Origin of the sequence: Nonomuraea sp. MTCD27, assembly GCF_041950495.1 — a bacterium.
GTDB lineage: Bacteria > Actinomycetota > Actinomycetes > Streptosporangiales > Streptosporangiaceae > Nonomuraea.
The window spans coordinates 80,463-104,893 of record NZ_JBGNUW010000023.1 but is presented as its reverse complement, the minus strand read 5'-3'; the positions used below and the strand labels follow the sequence as shown (position 1 = coordinate 104,893).

Sequence of the window (24,431 nt, the reverse complement as noted above, 5' to 3'; positions counted from 1 at the left end):
GTCGCCGCCCTGCTCGGTGGTGGAGCCCTCGTTCGTCAGGTGTTGTCGAGCAAGGCGCGGAGGGTTTCGGCCTGTTCGGCGGTGACGCCTCGGGCGCGCTGCTCGACGGCCTCCTCCGGGGTGAGGCCCGCGCCGGCCCAGGAGGCGGTCTCCTCGAACGGGATGCCGGCCTGCCACCAGACCCGCGCGACCGCCATCGGGTTGAGTCCGCGCTGGAGGTAGCGCTTCGCCTCGGCGGGTCTGAGTCCGAGATCCTGCCACATGCGCGCGGTGGAGGCGTCGACGCCGTGCCGGGCCCACGCGATGGCCTCGTCGTCGAGCCAGTCGTCGTTGATGTAGCCGAACAGCAGGAAACCATCGGCGTTCCCGGCCCGTGCGACGAACCGCTGGGTACGGTCCTGCGGATCGCCGGTCCGGGCTCCAACTCCGGCTCCGGCCCCTCCTCCGGCGAGGGACATGAGGCTGCTGAACGCGTCGCCGGGTGCGGACGTGTCGTCGGCGGGACGTGGCCGGCGTCCGAGCCTGACGTCGAAGGCCTGGTCGGGGGTAAGGCCCCGGCGTTTGCAGCCGATGGCCTCGTCGGGGGCGAACTCGTACTCGTGCCAGAGGAGCGCCTCGGCGGCGGTGAGCCCCGCGGCACGGCAGACGGCGAGCGTTTCGGGGGTGACGCGGGCGGTGGCCCACTGCGTGGCCAGGGCCGGGTCGGCGATCCCGGCCCGCCGCCAGGCGGCAGCCTGTGCCGCGGTGAGCCGCCACCTCCACCAGAAATGTGCCTCGTCGGCCGCCATCCCGGCCGCGCGGTACGGGGCCGGGTCGAAATCGTCGCCCGGCGTGCTGAACGACATCGTCATGACGCTCCTGAATCGATGAGTACGGTCTCCGCCCACGAAGGCGCCTGCCCGGCCGCGTCGAGCAGGCCGACGATCACCCGGGTCCCGGCCGGCGGGCGGTCCGGCCAGGGGGTGCGGCCGTCGGTGATCGCGATGATCACGTCCGGCGGCGGCCGCCGCGCCAGAGCCGCGACGAACCCGGCCCGCAGATCGGTGCCCCCACCCCCACTCAGCCGCAGACGAGGGGTGGTGCCGGAGTCTTCGGTTCTGCCTGGCGGCGGGCCGGAGGTGGGGTCGGGATGATCTCCAGTGCCGTCTGGTGGCGGTTCGGGGGTGGTGTCGAGGGCTCCGGTGCGCCGTAGGGCGAGGGTGCCGTCGGCTCCTTTGGCTCGGCTCGGGTACAGGTCGGAGACTCGGCTGAGGATCTGCGGTCGGTACGCCTGCGCGTCGCAGGAGATGACGGTCAGCTGCCCGCGCCCGGCACCGACGGCCCGCAGCACCCCGGCGACCTCGGCCAGCGCCTGGCCCAGCATGGTGTCGGTGATCGACCCCGACGTGTCGATGAGGACGGTCACGGCGGGCAGCGGACGGCGCAGGCTGGGCAGGATGACACCGGGCAGCGCGGCGGCCCTGCGTGACGGCCTGCTGTAGGTGTAGTCCACCCGCCCCGCCGCCTGGGCCAGACCGTGGCGGACCCGGGCGGACAGGTGGCGCCGCCAGCTCACCGTGGGTTCGAGCACGTCGTCCGCCCACCGACGCCAGCCGGCCGGGATGTCGTCGTGAGCGTTCAGCCGTTCGCGGATCCGCCGCGCGGTGTCGAGCGCCGTGAGCCGGGCGCTGGTGGCGGACAGCCCCGGCAGGTGGGAGTCCCAAACCCGCGGCAGACCGTCACAACCACTCCCACAGTCACCGTCCAAGAACCGCGCGTTGAGGAGGTTCGGCTCTGGGCGGTGCGGGGCCGGGGGAGGCCCGTCCGGGAGTTCTCCGTCCGAGGCCGTCTCCCGTAGGGACTGCCAGTACTGCTCGGCCGTCCCCCCGTCCCGCAGGCCGAGCCGTACGGGAGTCACCGCCTCCGCCGGAAGGGGTACGCCCCCGAACACGTCGTCGTTGATCTCGGCGTCGGCGGCCAGGTTCCAGTCCCGCTGCTCCCGGGCCCCCACCTCCACGGCACCGCCCGGATAACGCCGCGCGTGCTCCCGCAGCAGGTGCGTCACCTGGTGGATCAGCCAGAACCCCACCTCGGGCACGCTCTGCCGCGCCAGCTCCTCCGGCCCCACGTACACGTGCCATCCCGGGTCGGCGGGAAAGCGCCGCAGTGCCGAGGAACCCGGGACCATGACCGGTTCCAGCGCGAGCAGCGCGTTGGCCAGGTAGGGGGCCTGATGGGCGGCCCAGACCCGGGCGGCCGCCCACTTCTCAGGACGGTTCATGGAGCAGCCCGGCGGCGCGCAGGATCGGCGTCAGTTCCAGCAGCGCGGCGGGGATCCGGGCGCCGGCGGGCCGGCGACCGGCCAGGGCGCGGGCGGCCAGGGTAGCCACGTCGGGCGCGGTCCGGGCGGCCTTGGCGATCACCTGCCAGGCGGCGTCCCACCGGGACGCGTCCCCGTCGGCCACCGCGACGGCCACCACCGAGGTCAGTACGGCGAAGGCCCGATCGGCGCGCCGAGGCAGCTCGAACCCGTCCGGATCGTCGAGCACCGCCACCGGGTCCGGCAGGTCCAGGTGCTCCATCCAGGACAGGAACTCCAGCGCCGCCCCCTCCCCGACCACCCCGGTCACGAGCGCCGCCAGCACGTCGGGCGAGGCCCGTACGGCATCGCAGGCGGCGATCAGCCGCGCCGCCGCCTCCCACGACCGCGGGCTGGGCCACCCCTGCCCGCCCGCGCCCTGAGCCGGCACCCGCACCGCCAGCGCGGGCCGTACCTCGAGGAAGGCCGCCACCGTCGCCCGGGCGCGCGCCATTTGCTCGTACGACGCAGGCCGCTCGAACCCCGTCAGCGGCGGAAGCGGGAACCCCACGGCCAGCCCGCGCGCGATCCGCCGGCCGTCGACCGGCCAGTCGAGGTGTACGAGCCGGTTGGCCAGCGGCGGCGCCAGGTCCCACCCGTCGGCCGCCTCTTCGGGCGGATTGGCGGCGGCCACGATCCGTACCTTGTCGGGCAGCCGCACGTCGCCGACCGCCCGCTCCAGCACCACGCGCAACATCGCCGCCTGCACCGCCGGTGGGGCGGTGGTCAGTTCGTCCAGGAAGAGCAGGCCGTGCCCGGCCGTGACCAGCCGTTGCGCCCATTCGGGCGGGGCCATGCGGACCGTGCCGTCGGAGATCACCGGCAGGCCCGCGAAGTCGCTCGGCTCGCGGATGGAGCCGACGACGACCTCGACGGGCCAGTTCAGGGACTCGGCCAGCGCCAGCACGGCGGAGGTCTTGCCGGTGCCCGGGCTGCCCCACAACAACGTCGGCACGCCCGCCGACACCGCGATCGACAGCGCCTCCTGCGCGACGTCGCTCACCTGCTCGCCAGCCCGGGCAGGCCGAGCTGCCGCTTCAGCAGCTCCAGCTCGTGGGCGGGCACCTCGCGGCGCATGGTCTCGACGTTGTCCCGCAGCGGGTCGGCGGTCATGCGCACCTCGCCCACCCCCTGCCGGAACGCCTCCGTGTCCCACGGCAGCGCGACGACCGCGGACTCGGCGATCCGCGTGACCTCCTCTGGCGCCGGCGGGTCGGCGATGCCGAGCCGGGTGGTGAGCCGGTCGCCGATCAGCAGCCCGGCCAGGTAGCCGCGCGCCGCCGCGGGGTCGCGTCGCGGACGGGGGTCGGCGCCGTGCACCCAGGCGGTGACGATCTCGGCGACCAGCCGGGCGGCCGCGTGGCTGGGGCGGTCGGACAGGCCGAGGTCGCCGAGGTCGTACTGGTTCGCGGAGATCACCAGCGCCACCCGGTCCTCGGTCCAGCCACGGGTGAAGTGGCTCCAGCCCCAGAGGTACTCGCCGCCGTGGCCGATGTAGGGGTGCTCGCCGCCGAAGACGTTGAACACGAGCCCGACCGAGTGGTCCTGAGCCGGTCCGGCGAGGGTGCCACCGGACGCCTGCGCCGTGATCATCTGCTCGGCCGTCCCCGGTTCGAGGACGCCGCCTCCGCCGTTGAGCAGCGCGAGCACGAACCTGGCGTGGTCGGACGGCGTGCTGAGGGCGGAGCCGGCCGGATAGTCGCCGGGGTACAGCTCGGGGAGGGTGAAGGTGCAGCCGGGCAGGGTCGCGTACCCGGTGGAGCGGCGGGCGAGCAGCTCGGCCGGTACGAAGTCGGGGTGCTGCGCCCTCGGCAGCACCGTCGACTCCATCCCCAGCGGCCGGAACACGTTCCGCCGCACCCCTTCGGAGAGCGTGGCCCCCTCGGGATCGAGCAGCTCGACGAGCCGGCCGACCACGGCGATCCCGACGTTGCTGTAGGTGTACCGGGCACCCACCGGCCCCACCCAGAACGGCGCCACCGTGCCCCCGTAGGCGTCGGACCTGCCGGCCTCGAAGACCCGCCGCAGGTGCTCCTCCAGCGGCGCGGGCGGCACCCGAGCCCAGTTCCCCAGGTTGACGCCCAGCCCGCTGCGGTGGGTGAGCAGGTCCCGCAGCGTGATCGGCCGTTCCCCGTACGGGTTGACGACGGGGAAGTGCTCCTCGACCGGGTCGTCCAGCCCGATGAGCCCGCGCTCCACGAGCTGCATGGCCGCCACCCCGGTGTACGCCTTGCAGTCCGACCCCGTCGGCCCCACCGTGTCCACCGTCATGGGCCGGCCGGTGGCCAGGTCCGCCAGCCCGTACGCCCTGGCCAGCGCCACTTCCGTGCCCACGCCCACCGCGACCGACAACCCCGGCGTCCCGTAGTGCCCCATGATCTCCGGCACGTACGCGTCGAGCGCCTCGGCCAGCAAGTCAATGTCCATGGCGTCAAGGCTGGCATTGACGCCATGGAATCGTCAAGGCGTACGTTGACAGTCATAATGGTCTGGTGCCAGAGCTAACCGATCTCTCCGCCCTGCTGTCGATCGTCGACGAGCGCAGCGCGGGTGCCGACGCCCTCACCCGACTCACCGTCGCCGAAGGCGTGCTGTCCGACCTGCAGGGCGTCGGTGACCGGCTGCTCGGTTACCTGGTCGAGCTGGCCAGGGCGGATGGCTGCTCGTGGTCGGACATCGGCGACCACCTGGGCATCAGCCGCCAGGCGGCCCAGCAGCGCTACGGCCGCCGCTGGTCCAGCCTCACCGTCGCCGACCTCGCGCAGTCGGGGGCGTTCGAGCGCTACACGGGGCGGGCCAGACAGACGGTGGAGCGGGCGGAGGCACACGCCCGCCGCCTGGGCCAGCTCGCCGTCGGCGCCGACCACCTCCTGCTCGGCATCCTCGACGACCCCGGCACCCTCGCCGTGCGAGCGATCGCCGCCCAGGGAGTGGACCCGGCCACGCTCAAGGCCGACCTCGAACAACGCCTGTCCACCGGCCCCGGGTCCCCGGCGGCCGTCCCGATCGGCGCCGAGACCCGGCGTGCCCTGCAGGCGGCGCTGGCGGAGAGTGCGGAGCTCAGGCACAACTACATCGGCACCGAGCACATGCTCCTCGGCCTCCTGCGCGACAAGTCCAGCCCGCTCCTGCGCGAGCGCGGCATCACCCTCGAACCGACCCGCGCCGCCGTCCGCGCGGCCCTCGAAGCGTTCCTGCGCTCGCGGGAGGGTTAGGACGTCCCCCGCGCCGCCGTGTGGTCACCGCCGAGCGGCTGCCTCCAGCAGGATCTCCACCAGCTCCCGCGGCGCGCCGCGCATGAGGTTGTGCCCGCTGTCCAGCGCGTACGTCGTCCACGCCGGGTCCTCGCGCAGCCGCTCGTAGACGGGTGTGAACGGGGACGGGGTCTCCCAGCCGGCGGCGTACACGTACGTCCTGCCGCGGACCTGGGCGAGCCCGCCGGTGAGCCGGAGCGGCTGCAGCAGCGAGGCGACCGGGTGCGGGGTGGCCCGAGGATCGAAGAACGGCAGCGGCCGCACCGCGTAACCGCTCTCCACGACGTCGGCGTACCAGCGCCGCTCCTGGTCGGAGACCACGTTCCAGCAGGAGTCGCCGTCCCCCGGCACCATGGCGTCCAGGTACACCAGCCCGCGCACCCGTCCCGGCACCCGGTCGGCCACCCCGGTGATCACCATGCCGCCGTAACTGTGCCCGGCCAGCACCGCGTCCTCGACGCCCTCGGCCTCCATGAGGCCGATCACGTCCTGGAGGTGCGTGTCGAGATTCACCCCGCCGTGGAGCAGGTGGCGGCGCTCGCTGAGCCCGGTCAGCGTCACCGGGAGCACCTGATGCCCCCGGCTCCGCAACTCCTCGGCGAGCTCGGCGAAACACCAGCCGCCATGGCACATGCCAGGAACGAGGACGAACGTCGCCACGGAACACCCCTACATCGAACCGATCGGTACGATAAAGGATGCTAGCACCCCATCGAACCGATCGGTTCGATTCCCCGCCGCCCGCTCACCCCCTGAGCGGGCGCAGGGCGGAGCCCCAGGCGAGGACCTGGTCGAGGACGACGTTCAGCCGGTCCTCGTGGACGGCGGCGGGCTTGAAGCCGTCCGCGAAGTCGGTGTTGAGCGACAGCCCGACCTGGTTCGACACGGTGGCCACGCTGAGCAGCCCCAGGACGTGCCGCAGGTGCGAGATCGCCCGGGGCGCGCCGTCCACGCCGTAGCCGACGAACCCGGCCGCCTTGTTGGTCCATTCCGTGTACAGGAAGTCGAGGGCGTTCTTGAGCGCGCCGGGGTACGAGTTGTTGTACTCGGGCGTCACGATCAGGAACGCGTCCAGGGACGACACCTTGGCCGACCAGCGCCTGGTGTGCTCGTGCCGGTAGATGCCCGTGGCCGGGTGCTCGGGCTCGTCCAGGTTGCCCAGGTTGTAGTCCTTCAGATCGACGAGCTCGTACTCGGCGTCGCCTCGTTTGGCCGCCATATCGCGGACCCAGTGCGCCACCGCCTCGCCGTTGCGGCCGGGACGGGTGCTGCCCAGGATGATGCCTACCTTCAGCATGTCAATGCTCCCTCAATCGGTTACTCGAACCACCGTAGGGAGACTTGCTGAGATACTGAATGCGCTGCTGTCCAAGGTTTATAAGCCATCGTCTCAGGAGCTAGACTTCGCGCATGGACATGCTGAGCGACGTGGTGGCCTTCATGCGGTGCGGGCGCCCCGCCTCCGCCCGCATCTCCTGGCGCGCGCCCTGGGGCGTGTCGTTCCACGCGGCGCGCGGGTCCGCCGGTTTCCAGGTGGTGCTGCGCGGGTCCTGCTGGCTCCTTCCCTCGGACGGCGAGCCCGTTCCGCTGAGCGTGGGCGACCTGGTGTTCCTGCCGCACGGCGACTCGTTCGGGCTGGCCGACGATCCCGCGCGACCGCTGGTCGAGGCGGACTGCGCCCCGCATTCCGAGCTGTTCGCCTCGGCCGACTTCGGCGGCGCCGGGGCCGAGACGGTGATCCTTTCCTGCGGCTACCAGCTCGACCTCGACCGGACGCATCCGATCCTGGGCTCGCTGCCCGGCGTGATCCACCTGCCCTCGACGCTCGGCAGCCATCCGGAGCTGCGGGCCGCCGTCGAGCTGCTGGCCGCCGAGATCGAAAACCCGCGCCCGGGCACGGACACCGTCGTGTCGTCCCTGCTCGAGATGTTGCAGCTGTACGTCCTGCGGGCCTACTTCGAGACCCAGGACGAGCCCTGCACGCTGTCCGGCTGGGCCGCCGCGCTCGCCGACCCCGGTGTCGGCCGCGCGCTCGACGCCATCCACCGCGACCCGGCCCGCCGCTGGACGGTCGAGTCGCTCGGCGCCCACGCGGGCATGTCGCGCGCCGGCTTCGCCCGCCGCTTCACGGGGCTGGTCGGGCAGCCGCCGCTGGCGTACCTGACCTGGTGGCGGCTGGTGAGCGGGGCCCGCATGCTGCGGGAGTCCGACGCGTCGGTGGCGGAGGTGGCCGAGCGGGTGGGATACGGGTCGGAGTTCGCCTTCGGCAACGCGTTCAAGCGCGAGTTCGGCGTGGCGCCCGGCCGGTACCGCCGCCAGGCCGTGGCGGCCTGATAGGCCAGGCACCGGTCCGGCCGGCAAGGGTCATCCCCCGATGCCGGTCACCCCGATGAGCAGGGGCAGGAGCACGATGATCAGCAGGGCCCCGAGGACGTCGAAGCTCACCCCGGAGCGGATCATCGTCGTGATCGGCACCACACCCGATCCGTACGCGATCGCGTTCTGCGGCGTCGACACCGGCAGCATGAACCCGAACGACGCCGCGAACGTCGCCGCCAGCGCCGGCACGAACGGGTTGATCCCCGCCGCCAACGCGACCGGGATGATGATCGGCACCACCACGGCGGCGGACGCCGTGTTGCTGGTGGTCTCCGACACCAGCACGGCCAGCACGACGGCGAAGGCGGTGATGGCGAACACGCTGCTCAGCCCGAGCGCCGAGGCGGCCGAGGAGCCGATGGTCTTGGCCAGCCCGGTGTCCTCCAGCAGGGAGCCGAAGATGATGCCGGTGCCGAACAGCACGATCGTGCCCCAGTCGATGCGGGCCGCGTCGCTCCAGTTCAGCGTGAACTCGCGCTTGCCCCAGTCGGTCGGCAGCACGAACAGCAGGGCCGCCCCGAGCACGGCCACGATGCCCTCGTTGAGCCGCCCGCTGACGGTGGTGTAGAGGGCGGACTCGGTGCCGGCGAACAACGCGACCAGACCGGGGAAGACCCACAGGAAGACGGTGACGCCGAAGGCCACGAGCGTGTTCTTCTCGGCGCGTGAGAGCTTGCCCAGGGAGGCGCGTTCGCGGCGCACGTACTCCTCGACGCCCTCGATCCTGCGGATCTCCGGCCGGTTGAGCAGGAGCAGCACGGCGGCGAGCGCGACGAACATGAGCAGGCAGACCGGCAGCGCGGTGATCATCCACTGCGCGAACGAGATGCGCCGGCCGGTGGCCTCCTCGATGAGGCCGCGGCCGATCAGGTTCGGCGGGCTGCCGACGGGAGTGAGCAGGCCGCCGACGCTGGCGCCGTACGCGAGCATCAGGACCAGCGCCGCCCCCACCCGCAGCCGCAGCGGGTTGAAGTCGGCCGCGACCAGCCCGCGATCCTGCAGGAGCTTGGCGATCACCGCCAGCATGCCCAGCGCCGTGGGCAGCAGCATGGCGACGGTGGCGGTGTTCGAGACGAACGCCGACAGCAGGCCCGTGATCGCCCCGAACGCCACGATCAGCCGGAACGTCGAGCGCCCCACGCCCGGCAGCGACAGGATGCGGAAGGCGAAGCGGCGTGCCAGGCCCTGTTTGAGCATGGCCTGCGCCAGGATGAACGCCCCGATGAAGGTGAAGATCGTGGGGGAGCCGAACGGGGAGAGCGCGTCGGCCGCGGAGACCACCCCGAGCAGCACGATCGCGCCGACGCCGATGAGGCCCCCGACCGGGATGGGCACCGGCTCGGTCACCCACAACACGATCACGCCGAGCAGGACCGCCGCCAGCGTCTGCTGCTTGGCGTCCATGCCGAGAGGCAACAGCAGGAAGACCACCGTGATGAGCGGCGCGAGCCACATCCCGGTGGTGCGCCGGCCCTTCTCGAACCTCTCCTCGGCCGGCGTCAGCTTCTGCTCGCCGAGGCCGCGGTAGGTGGCGTGGCCCAGGAGGGCCTGGTCGACGTCGGTTTTCGGTGGACCAGGGGTCATCGCCAGCTCCTAACGTTTCCGCCCGTCATTCAAGGTCCGGGTGGCGGCCAGGTCCAAGACGCGTTAGCTACTTGGGTTATAGGTCCCCCCTATAGGAGCGTTCAGTGGACGTCCGGCAACTCGAGTATTTCCTCGCCGTCGTCGATCACGGTGGGTTCAACAAGGGTGCCAAGGCGCTGTTCATGGCGCAGCCCTCCCTGTCGCAGGCGATCAGGATCCTGGAGAAGGACCTGGGCAGCCAGCTTTTCCACCGTATCGGCCGCCGCGTGGTGCTCACCGATGCCGGGCGGGCGCTGATCGAGCCGGCCCGGCAGGTGGTGCGCAGCCTGGCGGCGGCCCGCGCGAGCGTGGCCGCCGTGCAGGGGATGGTGTGCGGCAGCGTGGCCATCGCCTCGATGCCGTCCCCGGCGGTGGAGCCGCTGACCAGCATGATCGACCACTTCCGCGACCGGCATCCGGGCGTGGAGGTGGCGATCAGGAACGCGCCGGTGCCGCAGGCGGTGATCGAGCTGGTACGTACGGGGGTCACGGAGCTGGGCCTGCTGTCGGCCTGGGAGCCGCCGGTGGCCGTGGACGTGGAGCTGTACCCCGTGGAGGAGCAGCGGTTCGTGCTCGTGGCCCCGCCGGACGGCCCGTTCGAACCGGCGCGGTCGCTGTCCCGCGAACGCCTGGCCGGGCAGCGGCTGATCGTCGGCGAGCACGGCACGGGGCTGCGCCGGCTCGTGGAGGAGATCCGGGCGTCGGGGGTGGAGCTGTCGATCGCGGTGGAGTCGGAGCACCGGGAGGCGTTCCTGCCACTGGTGCTGAAGGGCGTGGGGATCGGCGTGCTGGCCGAGGCGTGGCGGACGCTGGCCGAGCGGGCGGGCGCGCTGGTGTTCGACCTGGACCCGCCGGCGTCGCTGCACCTGGCCCTGGTCAGCAGGAAGGGCTGGCTCACCCCGGCGGCCGCGGAGTTCCTGGAGATCGCCACCTCTTATAGGCGCGGCCTATAGGTCGTATCGTCCGCCGGTCTTGGACGTTCGCGCGGGCCGCCGCTTGAATCGGGACCATGACGACGCATGACATCGCCGTGATCCCCGGAGACGGCATCGGGCTCGAAGTCACCCCGGCGGCCCTGGAGGTGGCGCAGGCCGCGGGCCGGCGGCACGGCTTCGGATTCCGGCTCACCGAGTACGACTGGTCGTGCGAGCGGTACCGCCGCGAGGGCGCCATGATGCCGGCCGACGGCCTGGACCGGCTGCGCGGCCACGACGCGATCTTCCTCGGCGCGGTCGGGGCGCCCGGCGTGCCCGACCACGTGTCCCTCTGGGGCCTGCTCATCCCGATCCGCCGGGCCTTCCGCCAGTACGTGAACCTCCGCCCGGTCCGCCTCTTCGAGGGCATCGAGAGCCCCGTACGCGCCTCCGACCTCGATCTCGTCGTGGTCAGGGAGAACACCGAGGGCGAATACAGCGAGATCGGCGGCCGGATGAACCGCGGCTTCCCGGAGGAGATGGCCGTCCAGGAGGCGGTGTTCACCCGGGCGGGCGTGACGCGCGTGCTCGACTACGCCTTCGACCTGGCCGCCCGCCGCCGGAGCTACGTGACCTCCGCCACCAAGTCCAACGGGATCGTGCACACCATGCCGTTCTGGGACGAGCTGGTCAGGGAGCGTGCGGCCGGGCATCCGGGCGTGCGCTGGGACCAGGAGCACATCGACGCGCTGTGCGCGAAGCTGGTCCTGCAGCCGTCCCGGTTCGACGTGATCGTGGGCTCGAACCTGTTCGGCGACATCCTCAGCGACCTGGCCGCCGCCGTGGCGGGCAGCATCGGGATCGCCCCGTCGGCCAACCTCAACCCGGAGCGCGAGTTCCCGTCGATGTTCGAGCCCGTGCACGGCTCCGCGCCCGACATCGCCGGGAAGGGCGTGGCCAACCCGATCGGCGCCATCTGGTCGGCGGCCATGATGCTGGAGCACCTGGGGCATCGGGCGGCGGGCGACGAGATCGTGGCGGCCGTGGCTGCCGTCCTGGCCAAGGGGGACGTACGCACGCGGGACCTGGGCGGCACGGCCGGCACCGGGGAGTTCACCCGCGCGGTGCTCGACCGCCTGCCGGGGTGAGCAGGTGGCCGGCCTCGACCTGGTGCAGGTGGACGAGCAGGTCGTAGGAGCCGGCCAGGGCGGTCTTCGGGTCGTCGGCCGACCAGTACAGGCCGTACGAGCGCGTGGGGCGGGCGGTCTCGAACCAGTCGCGGTCCGGGACGGTCCGCAGATCGAGGGCGAAGTCCCGGAACGGCACCTGGTCCAGGACGTGCTCGTTGTGGCCCGGCGGGGCGGGCGGGACGGTGTAGACCCGGGGCTCCTGGGCGGTGAAGTCGGGCAGCGCGTTGACGGTGCCCTGGTTGAAGGTCAGGCCGATGCTCACGTAGTCCGCGCCGAGGCGCTCGCGCAGGAACGCCCCGGCCGGCTCGGGGAACTCGTCGGGGTGGTCGCTGGTGTAGGCGACGTGGCCGTTGCCGGCGGCCAGCAGGATCTTGCCGCCGGTGTGGTCGAGCAGCCAGGCGGTGTTGTCCGCCATGATCCGGTCGCGGTAGCGCATCCGCTCGGGGAACTGCTCGTCCGGGTAGGCGTACGCGGTGAAGCTCTGCGCGATCGCGGTGGCGTTCTGCCGGGCCCACGCGCTTCCTCCGTGCTCGCGCACCAGGTCGAGGGCGGCCCGCGCCCGGTCCGCGTCGGCCTGGCGTAGCGGCTGCTCCTTGGTGAGCTGCCCGAACATCCACCGGCCCGCCTCCTCGGTCGTCCCGGGCCTGAGCGGCGCGTACAGCTCGGTCAGGCGCTCGGCGAGCTCGGGGCAGCCCGCGACGACCTGGTCGAACGCCTCCCGGCCCGGGTAGCCGAGGTCGTTGCCGGCGAACCTGAGCCGGGGGCGGCCGGCGGCGTTGTGCTCGCGCATCCAGTGGAGGAGGTCCAGGTACTCCTGGGTGTTCCAGAAGACGTACTGGCCCTGGAACTCCTCGCGCATGATCTGCTCGGGGTCGCCGACGCCGTTCGTCACGTAGTCGTTCAGGCGCAGGCCGGTGCTCCAGCTCGCCTCCAGCACGAACGTGGTGAAGCCCTTGGTCTCGGCGAGGTGCCGGAAGAGGCGGTGCTTGAGGGTGAAGAACTCGTGGGCGCTGTGGCCGGCCTCACCGAGCCCGACGATCCGGGCGCTTCCGATCATCTCCTCCAGAGCGGTCATGTCGTTCAGGGGGCGGGCGTGGCTGCTCAGCATGTCGTCTCCTCGACTCGGCGTACGGGAGAAACGTAGCCGTTGTTTGCGCATTTGCGCAAGACGATTGTCTAAGGCGCTCGTGCCAACCATCGAGTACGCTGCTCCAGCATGGGAAACCGGGAAGACCTCCTCGCCGGAGCCAGGCGTTGCCTGGAGGAGAAGGGCTGGGGACGCACCACCGTGCGCGACATCTCGGCCGCCTCCGGCGTCAGCATGGCCGCCATCGGCTACCACTTCGGCTCGCGCGAGGCGTTGCTGAACGCGGCGCTCATCGAGGCCGTCGACGAGTGGGGCACGCAGGTCGGCCGCACCCTGGCCGCGTTCGGGGCGGACGGCAGCGGCCCCGCCGAACGCTACGAGGCGATGTGGGCCGCGATCACGGCGTCCTTCACCACACACCGGACGTTGTGGCTGGCCACGATCGAGGCACTGGTCCAGGCCGAGCACTCCGACGACCTGCGCCGCTACCTCGCGGGCGGGCAGGCCCTGGGACGCCGGGGGCTGGCGGCCACCCTCCTGGGCACGCCCGAGGACGACGTCGACGACCGGAGCGTGCACACGCTGGGGGCCGTGCAGATGGCGCTGCTCACCGGGGTGGTGACGCAGTGGCTCACCGACCCCGGCCGGGCCCCCGACGCCGCGGAGATCGTCGCGGGCCTGCGCGCGCTCACGGACGTCATCGACGGCGGAGGTAGGGCAGGCACTACCTGAGCCTTCCCGCCAGCGGGATCGAACCGGACCGTTGATCGTCCGTAGGTTCTAGGGCATGACCACGCCACGTCTTCGCCGGTGGACCGGCGCCTCCGCCCTCGCCCTCGCCGTCCTGTGCGGCCCCGTCGCCACCGCCGCGCAGGCGGACTCGTTCCCCGTCCAGGACACGCTGGACGACCTCGTCAGCGAGGACGGGTTCCCCGCCGCGCTGGCCTCCGTACAGGACCGCGACGGGACCATGCGCGACTACACCGCCGGCCAGGACGACCCGCCGGCCGACGGCTACGTGCGCATCGGCAGCAACACCAAGACCTTCACCGCCGTGACCGTCCTGCAGCTGGTCGGGGAGGGCAAGGTCGAGCTGGACGGGCCGGTCGAGAAGTATCTGCCGGGCCTGCTGCGCGGCAAGGGCATCGACGGCCGCCGCATCACCGTACGCCGGCTCCTGCAGCACACCAGCGGCCTGCCCGAGTACACCGACTTCCTGGCCAAGGGCGCCCTGCCCTACCAGCACACCTACTTCCAGCCCCGCGAACTCCTGGACATGGCGCTGCGCAAGCCGGCCCAGTTCGCGCCGGGCACCAAATGGGCCTACACCAACACCAACTACATCGTCGCCGGCCTGCTCATCGAGAAGGTCACCGGCCGCCCCGCGATCGAGGAGATCACCAACCGCACGGTCAAGAAGCTCGGCCTGACCCGCACCTACTTCCCGAACGTCGGCGACCAGGCCCTCCGCACCCCGCACGCCAAGGGCTACCACCGGGACGACCCGAGCAAGCCGATGACCGACGTCACCACGTTCGACCCGTCCCAGGCGTGGACCGCCGGCCAGATGATCTCCACCCCCAGCGACCTCAACCGCTTCTTCACCGCCCTCCTCGACGGCAAGCTCCTCAAGCCCGCGCAGCTCAAGCAGATGCGCACCACCGTCAAGGTCCCGGAGCTCGGCCCCGGCGGCGCGTACGGGCTGGGCCTCAGCAGCGTCAAGCTGTCATGCGGCGGCCGGGCGTGGGGCCACGGCGGGGCGATCCCCGGCTACTACACCACCAACGCCGCCACCGACGACGGCCGCGCCGCCGCCATCGCCGTCACCCACCTGCCCACCACACCGGCCGCCCAGAAGCACGTCGAGCAGGCCCTCGACACCACCTTGTGCACACAGCCCTGAGCCACGTACCGACCTTCATCCGCACCACGCCCTCCACCCTCAGCCCCGCACGCCCTCCACCCTCAGCCGCGCGCGGGTGTGCCGCCCTCACCCGTGTGTGGCCTTTCGTCCTCACCCCTGTGCGGTGCTTCGTTCCCAGCGGTGCGCCGTCCTCCGCCTCCAGGGGTGTGGTGCCTCGCCCCCAGGGGCGGGCCGTCCTCCACCTCCAGCGGTGCGTCGCCCTCCGCCTCAGCGGTGCGGGGCGCTTCGCCCTCGGCCCGCGTGTGGCCTTTCGTTCTCAGCCGTGGGACGGGCTTTGTCCTCATTCCTGAGTGTGGGCGGGGTGATGAACCACCACGTCGTCACCGCGCCCGGGCCAAGCCATGACCAGCAGCCGCTGCCCCACGTTCTCATGACCCTTCCAGTCCAACCAGGCGTAGTGGACGCGGATGCGGTAATGCCCCGCGCCGCGGACGGCCAGGTCAGGCAGCTCGACGCCGACCAGACCGTCGGAGAGCACGATGCGGCCCGTCGGGCTCTCGTATCCGACCTCGACAACGCGATCCCAGCCCTTGACCTCCACCGGCGGCCGGCGGGTGTACGTCTCGGTGGTGACGCAGACGCGGTATGTGGTGTCGACCTCGATGCGAAGGTGGCCGGGCGCGGCGGTCACCAGCTCGGAGCCCCGCCCCACCAGCCCGTAGTCCGGCATGCCCTCCCCTTCGTACGCCTCCAGCACGGTCTCGGGCCAGACCGGCCGCTTCTGCCTGACGGCCCGCACGGGTTTGATCAGCGGCCGATGTCGCGGGGCATGATCGCACTTGGCCTGCTCCTCGGCCTCCCACGCCAGCATCTCGGCCTCCTCCTCGGCGGCCGCCTTGTCGGTGTCCGCATCGGCCTTCGGGCAGACGCCATAGAGGAGGCCGGCCTCTTGGAGCGGGTCGATGCCGTGCGCCTCGCGGAACGCGGCTGCCTCCCGGGCGTCGCCGCGGGTGTAGATGCCGCACATGCGCCGCCCGTACGCGATCAGTTGAGGATCGGGCAGGGCCTTGCCGAACGGCAGGCTGCTTCTCCGGACCATGCAGACGAACTTCTGCTCGCCGGTTTTAGGGCTTTTGCGGCCGTCCATGGCCTCGCAGTCGCTCGCCGTGGTGATCGGGCCGGGCGCATGGTCCGACACCGGCACCAGAACGAGCACCAAGGCCGTACTCACACTTGCCATGACCGCCTGATACGGCCTGCGCCCGCCGCCGTACCCGAGGCGGTTGCCGTACGCGAGGCGGCCGTTGCCCACGAGGAGGAGAAGCAGGGCCGAGCCGGTGAGGGCGGCGCTGTACCAGAGCGGTGAGATGCCGACCTCGGACCCCAGCAGCTGATCCGGCGACATCCGGACACTGTCGTAGCCCTCCACGAGCTCGTAGCCCGCGGGGGCCGCCGTCATGCCCTCGCCCTCGGCTGTCGCCACGCTCACCACTCCGGCCACCGCCGCGACCAGTAGAGCCCAGATCGTCCCGAGCACGAGCCGCATTGTCCGCACCAGTACGGCCGCCAGCACCAGCCCCGAGGCCCCGCCGATCCCGACGAGGAGGTCGAACGAGAACCAGAGCTGCCACAGGAACCAACCGCTCCCGGTGAACCAGGACGCGATCGCCCCGCGCGACCCGATCCAGGTGAACATCCCGTTCGCGCTGTTGACCACGGCGGGCAGAAGCGGCAGCACGACCGCGACCACCTGCACCGGCCACCATCGCAACGGGCTTCCGGCCGTGGTGGGTCGCGGACTTCTGGGCCGGTTACCGACCTCCCGCGCGGTCCGCGCGAGCCATACCGACGTAACGACACCGATTGCCAGCCCGAGACCCTCGTGCCACACAAATGTCGAGTAGAACGGGCCCGCGAGCTGTGACACGAGGCCCGGCCCGACGGCGGCCGCCACTCCTGCCCACAGCGTGCCCCGCCGCCATCTGCCGTCCTTCGCCTGCGCAACCAGGGTCAGCACGATCCACACCAGCCACGGCATGGTGCCCAACGGCAGAGCGTCCTGGAGGAACCCGCCGTTGATCCCGATCGAGTCCAGCACTGTGTACGCGACCGCCAACCCCGGTTGGTGCAACCCGGCCACGAGCGCGAACAGCCGGAGTGTCCGGGAGACCCCGCGCATCGCCCGGTACAGCAGCACGACGACGGCGACCTGCACGATCTCCTCGGGCACATCTGTCCAGGGCATCCGGTCGGCGAGCTCGATCACCGCCCACGCGTACAGCGCGATCCGCAGCAGCCACGCCTCCCGGTCCGGCTTCCCGCCGTCCTGCCGCTTCGGCAGGAACTGCCAGAGCGCCCAGGCGTGCAGCATCCCCACCAGGATCAGCATCACGATGACGTCCATGCGGGGCTCCTGGCGCCACACGGTGGAGCCCCAGTAGACGAGCAGCTGGGAGAGCCGGATGTCGCCGGTCACGAGGGCGACGACCCCCGACGCGCCGACCAGGACCGCGAAGACGGCGACGACGATCAGGCCAAGGCGATAGCGGAGCACGAGCGATTCCTGGCAGGGAAGAGGGGCGGAGTAACGGGGACAAGGAGGATGGGGGACGGGCGGACGGGTGAAGGCGGAACGCGGCGATGCGGGGCACGAAGGCCGGGGCAGGAGGGCCGGGAGGGCGGCAGGACGCGGGGACGTGGGGGTAGGAGGACGAGGGGAAGGGGACGTGGGTACGGGACCGCGAGGACCGGGGGACGGGCAGGGCAGGAGGACGGGGGACGCGAGAACCGGGGGACGGGAGGAGCGAAACGCCCAACCTAGCGGTGCCGCCGTCCCGAAGTCGATCAACTCACCCACCACGAACCACCACGCTGGCGCCGCACCGACGGCTCAGGGTCAGCCGGCCAACTCCTCACCCCCTTCGGCAAGGGGCGGCACGCGTTGGGGCAGCAGGGTGCTCCTGCCGATCAGCCAGTCGGCCAGGCGGTCCCGCTCGACGAGTAACAGGGGCTGGCGTGCGTTGAGTGCCTCCTCCCGCGCTTGGCGGGTGAGGCGGCCCGAGGTGATGAGCACTCCGGTGTGCCCGGCGAAGGCATTGGCCAGCGCTCCGAGAAAGTTGCGGACCTCGGGTGCGCCGACGGTCCGGCTGTAGCGCTTGCACTGGACGGCGTACGGAGTCCCGCCCGGCGCCACGGCGGTGATGTCCACGCCGCCGTCACCGCTGCGCCCCCGCTCGCGAACGCGCCGGAACCCTTCGGCGATCATGCGCTCGGCGATGAGGTGCTCGAATTGTGGGCCGGACATGAGATCGACCTTCGCCAATTCCGCATTGGCGGCGAGGAATTGTCGCCGACGGGCTTGGATGACCCGATATCGCAGGAAAAGGGCGCCAGCGAAGGCGGCAATCAGCAGCGCGGTGATGCCCATTGCGGCACCGGGATATTCGGCGGCGAATTCGGCCACGAGGACAGCCGCGATGACGACGCCCACGAGGCCGGTCAGCAACAACTGCTCCTTGCCGCCCGGCTTGGACCGCTTCCTGCGACGACCGGATCGCCTCGCCATCATGTCCTCCCGAGGATCGGTGCTGATGGCGAGCATGAACGGTGGCACCGACAGAATCGGGCCCCGAGCTTTGCGCAGAAATGGCGGCTTTTGGGAAAGCCTGGCGATATTGGTGGGACAAGAGTTCTTGTGTTGGGGTCGGGGCGGGGCGCCGGCCGGGCCCTGCCGGCCGAACTTTGGGTGACCTCCCGATGGCCATGCGGCAAACCCCCTTTTTCTCCGGAAAACACGGCTGTTAGCGTCCGCACATGTCAGTACCGGATCTCAACGCCGCGCTGGAGCGCATCCCCGGCTGGTTCTGGCCCGCGGACCAGCGCCTGTTCGAGTGGTTCCTGTCGGATGACGCCGCTCGTGGCGACGTTCTCGAGCTCGGTACGTACCTGGGCAAGAGCGCCGTCCTGATCGGCGGCCACGTACGCCAGGGGGAGACCTTCACCGTCTGCGACCTGTTCGAGTCGGACGCCCCCGACGCGGACAACGACGCCGAGACCTCCAGGTCGTACTCCGCGCTCACCCGCCGCCAGTTCGAGCAGAACTACCTGAGCGTCCACACCACTCTTCCCGAGATCGTGCACGGCCCGACGTCGGTCATCCTCGACCACGTCGAGGCCGACACCTGCAGGTTCGTACACGTCGACGCCTCGCACCTCTACACCCACGTGAAGGCCGACGTGGAGGCGGCGCGGACCGTGCTCAGGGCCGGTGGGGTCGTCGCCTTCGACGACTATCGCAGCGAGCACACGCCGGGCGTCGCGCTCGCCGTCTGGGAGGCGGTCGCCGGTCTCGGCCTGCAGCCGATCTGCGTGAGCTCGCAGAAGTTGTACGGGATGTGGGGCGACCCGGTGCCCGTCCAGCGTCGGCTGCTGGACTGGCTCGGGGAGCGCCCCGACCTGTGGCACACGACCGACGTGCTCGGGGACCGCCGGCTCGTACGCGTCAACCACCGCAAGAAGCCGAAGCCCGCGGCACCGGTCAGCGACGTGGACCGGCTCACCACCGAGTTGCGGCGCACGACGGCGGAGCTGAAGAAGGTCACGGCGGACTCGCAGAACGCCGTCCAGGCGTTGAGGAAGGCCACCAGAGAGGTCAGCCTGCTCGGCCCCGTCGCCCACCGCGCCGCCGGCTGGATCCGCCGCCGCTCCACCCCTGGCAAGTAGCCGCCATCCCATGCCACGCCTGGAAGCGGCTCCGCCCAAGCGCCGGGAGGTAGCCGCGATCACCCTCCCATGAACGCGCCGACCTGCTCGGCGAACTCCTCCGGACTCACGATCCGCACCCCCAAGGTCTCGGCCTTGGCCCGCTTGGAGCCCGCCTTCTCGCCCGCCACCAGCAGGGACGTCTTGGCGGACACGCTGGAGGACGCCTTGCCCCCGGCCCGTTCGATCAGCTCGTTGACCTCGTTGCGCGACAGCGCCGCCAGCGGCCCCGTCATCGCGCCGGTGACCACCACCGACATCGACGCCAGCGGCAGCTCGACCACCGACCCCCCGGACTGCCCGGGCTCCTCCAAGTTCTCGGATCTCACGGCGGGCGGGGTGGCACCGGGCTCGGTCATGTTCACCCCGGCCTGGACGAGCTTGTCGATGAGCGGGCCCAGCTCGATCAGCTCATCGACCACGACCGGCGCCTTCTCCGGGCCGATGCCGTCCACCTGCTGGATCGCCTCGGCGTCGGCGGCCCGGATGGCGTCCATGGTGGCGAAGTGGCGGGCGATGCGCCGGCTCATCGAGCGGCCGGTGCCCCGCACCCCGAGCGCCGCGAACACCCTGCTCAGCGGCCGCGTCTTGGCCTGCTCGATGGCCGCGAGCAGGTTGTCGGTGCTGGTCTCGCCCATGCGCTCCAGCCCGAGCAACTGCTCCCGGGTCAGGAAGAACAGGTCGGCGAAGTCGGCGATCAGGCCGGCGTCCAGTAGCTGCTGGATGCGGTTCACCGCCAGCCCCTCGATGTCGAGCGTGTCGCGCTCGACCGCGTACGTGATGGACGCGATCGCCCGGCACCCGCGCCCGCGCACGCACCGCCAGCGCTCCTGCGAGGTGTCGATCGCGTCGCCGCAGGACGGGCAGACCTCCGGGATCGCGATCGGCTCCTCCGCACCGGTGCGCAGGTGGACCACCGGCGCCTCGACCCGGGGGATCACGTCGCCCGCCTTGTAGACGGTCACGCTGTCGCCGAGCATCAGGCCACGCCGGGTGATGTCGGCGACGTTGTGCAGGGTCGCGTATGTGACGTTGCTGCCGTCCAGCTCGACCGGCTTCAGCACCGCGCGCGGGGCGATGATGCCGGTGCGTCCGGTGTTCCACTCCACGCGGAGCAGCTTGGTGATCTTCTCGGTAGCGGGCAGCTTGTACGCGATCGCCCACCGCGGCGCCCGCGAGCTGAACCCGGCCTCGGCCTGGTCGGCCGCCAGATCGCACTTGATCACGATGCCGTCGATGCCGAACGGCAGCGCGGCACGCGCCGCCCCGATCTCCCCGACGCGCTCCTGCACCCGCTCCAGCGTCTCCGCCACGATCCCGGCCACCGGCGTGGCGGCCGTGGTCTGCACGCCCTGCGCGGCGACCCAGTGCATGATCTCGCTGTGCGGCAGCTCGCGCAGGCGTACGGCCAGCTGGGAGCCGTCGCCCGGGGGCGGCAGGACGCCGTAACCGAAGAACGTCAGCTCGCACACGTAGGGCCGGTCCTGCGCCCGCAACGTGCCCGCGGCGGCGCTGCGCGGGTTGGCGAACGTCGTGCCATCATGCGCCTGCCGCTTGGCGCACGCCTCCTCGAACTGCGAGGTGGTCATCATCACCTCGCCGCGCAACTCCACCGTGACCGCGTCGGCCAGCCGGTCGGGCAGGCCGACGATGGTCCCGATGGCGTGCGAGACGTCCTCACCCGCGGTGCCGTCGCCGCGCGTGACGAGCTGCGCCAGGCGGCCGTTACGGTAGCGGGCGGAGATCGCCAGCCCGTCGAGCTTCGGCTCCACGCTCCACCGCGTGACCGGCCGGCCGAGCCGACGCTCCAGCCCGGCCGCCCAGTCGGCGAGCTGCTCGGCGCCGAACACGTTGTCCAGGCTGAGCATCGGCACGGTGTGCGGCACGTCGCCCACCACGGCCCCGCCGGCGACCTTGCCCGTCGGCGAGGCCGGCAGCACCGACTCGGGATGCTCCTCCTCGTACGCCTGGATGCCGCGAACCAGCCGGTCGTAGGCGTCGTCGTCGAGCGTCGAGGTGCCGTCGGCGTAGTAGGCGGCCGCGGAGTGCACGGCCCGCTGGACGGCTTCGGCGTAGGCCGTGTCGTCGGCCAGCGCGGTGATGGGGGGCGTCTCGGTCATGGCTTCATCATGGCGAGTGCCACCGACAATTCCACCCCCGACGATCACCACTCCCACACCTCGCTTCGCAGGTAGGCCGCCTCTTGCGAGATCGGTTCACGCTCCACGGGCGTACGCCGCCGTGGCGGGCCTGCTCGGCTCACTCCTGCCCGGCGACGCTCCGCAGGTAGGCCGCCACGCGATGCCTGCCACCGTAGTCGGCCCAGCCGAGCGGCGTCGCATCATGCTCGGCGTCCTTGATCGTCGGGTCGGCCCCGAGCTCGATCAGCGTCCTGGCCGTCTCGACGTCGTCGTTCCAGGCCGCCGCGTGCAGCGGAGTGGACCGGTGCAGGTGGTTCACGTCGAACCCGAGGCCGGCGAGCAGGCGTACCGCCGCCGGTTTGCGCTGCCCGGCCGCGCTGTGGATCAGCCCCGGGGCGCGAGCGAGCGCCCGGGCCGCCGCCTCCGGACCGAACGCGGCCACCGCGCCGGCGTCGGCGCGCATGCAGGCGGCGGTGAACGCGTCGTCCTCGTCCAGCGTCGCCGTGGCGCCCGCCTCGGCGAGGAGCTCCGCGACCTCGGTGTGCCCGTTCAGCAGGGCCAGCGCGTACGGCGTGCGCCCCCGGTACGCCGGATGCTCGCCGAGCCCGTCCACCTCCGCCCCGTGCGCCAGCAGCAGCCGCGCCCGCGCCGGCCCGCCCCGCAGCGCGGCGGTGGCCAGCTCCTCGCGCAGCAGTTGCCGCGGGGACTGGATCGTCGGCCCCAGCCGCGCGCGCCACGGCCCGCCCGCCCCCCGCCCCAGCCCGAACTCCAGCAGCAGCCGAAGATGGTCGACGTCGTCCGAGAACGTCCCGCCGAGCCCGAGGTTGTAGAGCGCCTGGCCGTCGTTGGGATCCGCCCCGGCCTCCAGCAGCAGCCGCGCCAGCGCCATCCCCTCCGGATGCGGCGGCTGGTCACCCTCCCCGCCCCCGAGCGCGCCGGTGAGCGCCGTGAACGGCGAGGTCAGCCCGTCCCACAGGAATCCGGCGTTGGGATCGGCGCCGTGTTCGAGGAGAACCCGGGCAGCCGCCACGTATTGACCCGGAGCCTTGAGCCGCGCATAGGCCAGGTACAGCAGCGGCTCCCACCCGAAGGGCCCGCCCTGCGACCGCGCGAGCCCGGGATCGGCGGCCAGCGCCGCGGCCAGCGCGCCGGCCGACCCGGTGGCGGCCATGGTGAAGACGTTCGCGGTGGAGAGGTCCGGCTGCCGGGCCAGCAGGAGGTCGGCCTCGTCGGTCCGGCCGGGGTGGTCGGAGCCGTACGTGAGGCAGGCCAGCCGCAGGAACTCCTCCGGCAGGTCCGCCCGCGGCGGAACCTCGTGCGGCGAGCGGGAGTAACGCTCGACGGTGGTGAGATGCTCCGTCAGCCTGGGCCAGCTCGCGAAGCCGTACATGCGGGCGGTGACGAGCTGCGCGTCCGACAGCTTGAGCGTCGCGGGCGGCCGGGGATGGAACTCGGCGACGAGCCCGCGCGCCTCGGGAGCTCCCGCGTCCACCTGCTTGAGGAGGGTCTTGGCCTGCTTGCGGAGCCGTTCGAGGCTGGGGTTGTCGGGCAGACGATGGATGGGCACGATGGCCTCCTTTCCGTCTGGCCTGGTGTCCGCATGGTCAGGCCGGAAAAGAGGTCGGGCCGAGGTCGCACGGTGAACTCCAGGTGGGCTTCGCCCTTCCCGCGGACCGGTGGCGCCCTGCGCGCGCACCACCCACCATACGCCTGCTCTCCTTCGTACGGGAGAAGGCAACGCCGCTTCCTATACGGCTAGGAGCCATCCTCCTAGTGCGATAGCCTCATGCCATGGCTGATGACCTCCCCCCCACACATGCGCCAGCTCGCCGAGGTCGCAGCCATAGTGGCCACCGCAGGCGCCACCGCCGACTGGCTTTACCACCTCAAGGGCGACATGTGCGCGCTGCGTGTGATCAAGGGTGGAATCATCTCGGTCCCCATCTTGATCCCTGCCGACCCGGACCGCGATCCCGAGCTCTTCCGTGAAGCCATCAAGCGCCTGAAGGCGGTCATCGAAAGGATGAGTCGATGAGCAAGTCGATCACCTATGTCATCACCTACGAGCACGGGAGATGGGTGTCGCGTTGCCCCACAGGGGAGACCGAGGGCGTCGGCGTGGCCGGCTCCTTGTCGCAGCTGGAGCGTGACCTGGCGGAGGTCCACGCCTGGGCCTGGCCCGAGGACGTCCCCGGCGTGGAGTTCGTGTTCGACCTGCCCGCGGAGGTGGCGGGGGTGGTGGCCGAATATCACCGCGAGAAGGAGTTGGCCGAAGCCCACACCAAGCGTGCCGCCGAGCTGGCCGTCAAGGTGGCCAAGACACTCACCAGCCACTGGTCGGAGCCCGACACGGCACGCGTCATGGGCATGTCCAAGCAGCGCGTCCACCAGCTGAAGGTCAGCGCCTGAGAGTGAGGCGCTCTCGTGCCAGGCGATCGGAAGAACCGTCGTACAAGCGGGACGAGGAGAGCCGACGAGCTCGCCGCCTACCTCGCCATGGTCTGACCCACTACGCTCGTGACCTCGCAGAGCCGCCGCACCACGAAGGACGTCTGGGCATGGGCAAGCTGGTACGGGACCGCATCCCGGAGATCATCCGGCGCACCGGCGAGGAGCCGGTGATCACGGTCCTGGGGGAAGCCGAGTACCGCGCGGCCCTGCTGGCCAAGCTGTTCGAGGAGGCGACCGAGGTGAGTGAGGCCTCGCCGGAGGAGGTGGCCGGGGAGCTCGCCGACGTGTACGAGGTGCTCAGGGCGCTGGCGGCGGCCCACGGGCACGACTGGCAGGAGATCGAGAAGGCGGCGGAGGCCAAGCGCGCGGAGCGCGGCGCCTTCAAGGACCGCCTCTACCTGGCCTGACCCCCACCGCTCCGGCGACACA

General features: G+C 71.7%; 22 protein-coding genes. 10 read left to right on the top strand and 12 right to left on the bottom strand.

Annotated elements, in window-relative coordinates:
- Window positions 1–35: 35 nt before the first annotated feature.
- The 4 genes from ACBJ59_RS48590 to ACBJ59_RS48575 are packed head-to-tail and all read right to left on the bottom strand — an operon-like array spanning window position 36 to window position 4,765.
- Window positions 36–851 (bottom strand): hypothetical protein, encoded by an 816-nt coding sequence (locus ACBJ59_RS48590; protein ID WP_375116823.1) that lies wholly within the window; start codon window positions 849–851, stop codon window positions 36–38.
- Window positions 848–2,260 (bottom strand): VWA-like domain-containing protein, encoded by a 1,413-nt coding sequence (locus tag ACBJ59_RS48585; protein WP_375116822.1) that lies wholly within the window; start codon window positions 2,258–2,260, stop codon window positions 848–850. The genes ACBJ59_RS48590 and ACBJ59_RS48585 overlap by 4 nt, the downstream gene beginning before the upstream one ends.
- Window positions 2,247–3,341, bottom strand: coding sequence for an AAA family ATPase (locus ACBJ59_RS48580; RefSeq protein WP_375116821.1), 1,095 nt, complete (start codon window positions 3,339–3,341; stop codon window positions 2,247–2,249). The genes ACBJ59_RS48585 and ACBJ59_RS48580 overlap by 14 nt, the downstream gene beginning before the upstream one ends.
- Window positions 3,338–4,765: a serine hydrolase domain-containing protein gene (locus ACBJ59_RS48575; RefSeq protein WP_375116820.1), complete on the bottom strand. Its 1,428-nt coding sequence runs from the start codon at window positions 4,763–4,765 to the stop codon at window positions 3,338–3,340. The genes ACBJ59_RS48580 and ACBJ59_RS48575 overlap by 4 nt, the downstream gene beginning before the upstream one ends.
- 65 nt (window positions 4,766–4,830) lie before the next feature.
- On the opposite strand from ACBJ59_RS48575, the gene ACBJ59_RS48570 reads away from it, so the two are divergent.
- A complete protein-coding gene (locus ACBJ59_RS48570; RefSeq protein ID WP_375116819.1) occupies window positions 4,831–5,553 on the top strand; it encodes a Clp protease N-terminal domain-containing protein in 723 nt (240 codons plus the stop codon).
- Between the two features lie 24 nt (window positions 5,554–5,577).
- On the opposite strand, the gene ACBJ59_RS48565 is transcribed toward ACBJ59_RS48570, so the two are convergent.
- Together ACBJ59_RS48565 and ACBJ59_RS48560 are read right to left on the bottom strand one after the other, a co-directional pair.
- Window positions 5,578–6,252 carry an alpha/beta fold hydrolase gene (locus ACBJ59_RS48565; protein ID WP_375116818.1) on the bottom strand — a complete coding sequence of 225 codons (675 nt, stop codon included), beginning with the start codon at window positions 6,250–6,252 and terminating at the stop codon, window positions 5,578–5,580.
- 85 nt (window positions 6,253–6,337) lie between these two features.
- Entirely contained in the window at window positions 6,338–6,889 is a 552-nt protein-coding gene (locus ACBJ59_RS48560) for an NADPH-dependent FMN reductase (RefSeq protein WP_375116817.1), read from the bottom strand.
- Window positions 6,890–7,002: 113 nt separating this feature from the next.
- On the opposite strand from ACBJ59_RS48560, the gene ACBJ59_RS48555 reads away from it, so the two are divergent.
- Window positions 7,003–7,926: an AraC family transcriptional regulator gene (locus ACBJ59_RS48555; protein ID WP_375116816.1), complete on the top strand. Its 924-nt coding sequence runs from the start codon at window positions 7,003–7,005 to the stop codon at window positions 7,924–7,926.
- 30 nt (window positions 7,927–7,956) lie between these two features.
- Here ACBJ59_RS48555 and ACBJ59_RS48550 read toward each other — a convergent pair whose 3' ends face one another.
- Window positions 7,957–9,555, bottom strand: coding sequence for an SLC13 family permease (locus ACBJ59_RS48550; protein ID WP_375116815.1), 1,599 nt, complete (start codon window positions 9,553–9,555; stop codon window positions 7,957–7,959).
- A gap of 104 nt (window positions 9,556–9,659) precedes the next feature.
- Here ACBJ59_RS48550 and ACBJ59_RS48545 point away from each other — a divergent pair, with 104 nt between their 5' ends.
- On the top strand, window positions 9,660–10,547 hold the full coding sequence (locus ACBJ59_RS48545; RefSeq protein WP_375116814.1) for a LysR family transcriptional regulator: 888 nt from the start codon (window positions 9,660–9,662) through the stop codon (window positions 10,545–10,547).
- Window positions 10,548–10,603: 56 nt separating this feature from the next.
- Window positions 10,604–11,656 (top strand): tartrate dehydrogenase, encoded by a 1,053-nt coding sequence (locus ACBJ59_RS48540; protein ID WP_375116813.1) that lies wholly within the window; start codon window positions 10,604–10,606, stop codon window positions 11,654–11,656.
- On the opposite strand, the gene ACBJ59_RS48535 is transcribed toward ACBJ59_RS48540, so the two are convergent.
- Entirely contained in the window at window positions 11,622–12,806 is a 1,185-nt protein-coding gene (locus tag ACBJ59_RS48535) for an erythromycin esterase family protein (protein WP_375116812.1), read from the bottom strand. The two genes, ACBJ59_RS48540 and ACBJ59_RS48535, sit on opposite strands and share 35 nt — an antisense overlap.
- A 108-nt stretch (window positions 12,807–12,914) precedes the next feature.
- On the opposite strand from ACBJ59_RS48535, the gene ACBJ59_RS48530 reads away from it, so the two are divergent.
- Together ACBJ59_RS48530 and ACBJ59_RS48525 are read left to right on the top strand one after the other, a co-directional pair.
- The gene (locus ACBJ59_RS48530) at window positions 12,915–13,517 is read left to right on the top strand and encodes a TetR/AcrR family transcriptional regulator (protein WP_375116811.1); all 603 of its coding nucleotides are present in this window, start codon (window positions 12,915–12,917) and stop codon (window positions 13,515–13,517) included.
- Between the two features lie 55 nt (window positions 13,518–13,572).
- Entirely contained in the window at window positions 13,573–14,688 is a 1,116-nt protein-coding gene (locus ACBJ59_RS48525) for a serine hydrolase domain-containing protein (RefSeq protein ID WP_375116810.1), read from the top strand.
- A gap of 301 nt (window positions 14,689–14,989) precedes the next feature.
- Here ACBJ59_RS48525 and ACBJ59_RS48520 read toward each other — a convergent pair whose 3' ends face one another.
- Entirely contained in the window at window positions 14,990–17,203 is a 2,214-nt protein-coding gene (locus tag ACBJ59_RS48520) for a hypothetical protein (protein WP_375116809.1), read from the bottom strand.
- Window positions 17,204–17,545: 342 nt separating this feature from the next.
- A complete protein-coding gene (locus ACBJ59_RS48515; RefSeq protein ID WP_375116808.1) occupies window positions 17,546–18,250 on the bottom strand; it encodes a restriction endonuclease in 705 nt (234 codons plus the stop codon).
- Between the two features lie 212 nt (window positions 18,251–18,462).
- On the opposite strand from ACBJ59_RS48515, the gene ACBJ59_RS48510 reads away from it, so the two are divergent.
- Window positions 18,463–19,371 (top strand): class I SAM-dependent methyltransferase, encoded by a 909-nt coding sequence (locus ACBJ59_RS48510; RefSeq protein WP_375116807.1) that lies wholly within the window; start codon window positions 18,463–18,465, stop codon window positions 19,369–19,371.
- A 59-nt stretch (window positions 19,372–19,430) separates the two neighbouring features.
- Here the strand turns inward: ACBJ59_RS48510 and ligA are convergent, their stop codons facing one another.
- Together ligA and ACBJ59_RS48500 are read right to left on the bottom strand one after the other, a co-directional pair.
- The gene (gene ligA, locus ACBJ59_RS48505; RefSeq protein ID WP_375116806.1) at window positions 19,431–21,530 is read right to left on the bottom strand and encodes an NAD-dependent DNA ligase LigA; all 2,100 of its coding nucleotides are present in this window, start codon (window positions 21,528–21,530) and stop codon (window positions 19,431–19,433) included.
- Between the two features lie 139 nt (window positions 21,531–21,669).
- Window positions 21,670–23,118 carry an ankyrin repeat domain-containing protein gene (locus tag ACBJ59_RS48500; RefSeq protein WP_375116805.1) on the bottom strand — a complete coding sequence of 483 codons (1,449 nt, stop codon included), beginning with the start codon at window positions 23,116–23,118 and terminating at the stop codon, window positions 21,670–21,672.
- 219 nt (window positions 23,119–23,337) lie between these two features.
- Here ACBJ59_RS48500 and ACBJ59_RS48495 point away from each other — a divergent pair, with 219 nt between their 5' ends.
- From ACBJ59_RS48495 to ACBJ59_RS48485, 3 genes are all read left to right on the top strand, one after another.
- Complete coding sequence (locus ACBJ59_RS48495; RefSeq protein WP_375116804.1) at window positions 23,338–23,586, top strand: hypothetical protein; 249 nt, start codon at window positions 23,338–23,340, stop codon at window positions 23,584–23,586.
- Complete coding sequence (locus ACBJ59_RS48490) at window positions 23,583–23,960, top strand: hypothetical protein (RefSeq protein ID WP_375116803.1); 378 nt, start codon at window positions 23,583–23,585, stop codon at window positions 23,958–23,960. Before ACBJ59_RS48495 ends, ACBJ59_RS48490 begins: the two co-directional genes overlap by 4 nt.
- Window positions 23,961–24,109: 149 nt before the next feature.
- The gene (locus tag ACBJ59_RS48485; RefSeq protein ID WP_375116802.1) at window positions 24,110–24,409 is read left to right on the top strand and encodes a hypothetical protein; all 300 of its coding nucleotides are present in this window, start codon (window positions 24,110–24,112) and stop codon (window positions 24,407–24,409) included.
- The last annotated feature ends 22 nt before the right edge of the window (window positions 24,410–24,431 follow it).

What these genes read in the sequence shown, in the direction of transcription:
- ACBJ59_RS48530 (WP_375116811.1), top strand. Translation starts at nt 12,915, where the DNA reads ATGGGAAACCGGGAAGACCTCCTCGCCGGAGCCAGGCGTTGCCTGGAG.
- ACBJ59_RS48540 (WP_375116813.1), top strand. Translation starts at nt 10,604, where the DNA reads ATGACGACGCATGACATCGCCGTGATCCCCGGAGACGGCATCGGGCTC.
- ACBJ59_RS48535 (WP_375116812.1), bottom strand. Translation starts at nt 12,806, where the DNA reads ATGCTGAGCAGCCACGCCCGCCCCCTGAACGACATGACCGCTCTGGAG.
- ACBJ59_RS48495 (WP_375116804.1), top strand. Translation starts at nt 23,338, where the DNA reads ATGCCATGGCTGATGACCTCCCCCCCACACATGCGCCAGCTCGCCGAG.
- ACBJ59_RS48515 (WP_375116808.1), bottom strand. Translation starts at nt 18,250, where the DNA reads ATGCTCGCCATCAGCACCGATCCTCGGGAGGACATGATGGCGAGGCGA.
- ACBJ59_RS48550 (WP_375116815.1), bottom strand. Translation starts at nt 9,555, where the DNA reads ATGACCCCTGGTCCACCGAAAACCGACGTCGACCAGGCCCTCCTGGGC.
- ACBJ59_RS48525 (WP_375116810.1), top strand. Translation starts at nt 13,573, where the DNA reads ATGACCACGCCACGTCTTCGCCGGTGGACCGGCGCCTCCGCCCTCGCC.
- ACBJ59_RS48560 (WP_375116817.1), bottom strand. Translation starts at nt 6,889, where the DNA reads ATGCTGAAGGTAGGCATCATCCTGGGCAGCACCCGTCCCGGCCGCAAC.
- ACBJ59_RS48585 (WP_375116822.1), bottom strand. Translation starts at nt 2,260, where the DNA reads ATGAACCGTCCTGAGAAGTGGGCGGCCGCCCGGGTCTGGGCCGCCCAT.
- ACBJ59_RS48510 (WP_375116807.1), top strand. Translation starts at nt 18,463, where the DNA reads ATGTCAGTACCGGATCTCAACGCCGCGCTGGAGCGCATCCCCGGCTGG.
- ACBJ59_RS48490 (WP_375116803.1), top strand. Translation starts at nt 23,583, where the DNA reads ATGAGCAAGTCGATCACCTATGTCATCACCTACGAGCACGGGAGATGG.
- ACBJ59_RS48555 (WP_375116816.1), top strand. Translation starts at nt 7,003, where the DNA reads ATGGACATGCTGAGCGACGTGGTGGCCTTCATGCGGTGCGGGCGCCCC.
- ligA (WP_375116806.1), bottom strand. Translation starts at nt 21,530, where the DNA reads ATGACCGAGACGCCCCCCATCACCGCGCTGGCCGACGACACGGCCTAC.
- ACBJ59_RS48575 (WP_375116820.1), bottom strand. Translation starts at nt 4,765, where the DNA reads ATGGACATTGACTTGCTGGCCGAGGCGCTCGACGCGTACGTGCCGGAG.
- ACBJ59_RS48485 (WP_375116802.1), top strand. Translation starts at nt 24,110, where the DNA reads ATGGGCAAGCTGGTACGGGACCGCATCCCGGAGATCATCCGGCGCACC.
- ACBJ59_RS48590 (WP_375116823.1), bottom strand. Translation starts at nt 851, where the DNA reads ATGACGATGTCGTTCAGCACGCCGGGCGACGATTTCGACCCGGCCCCG.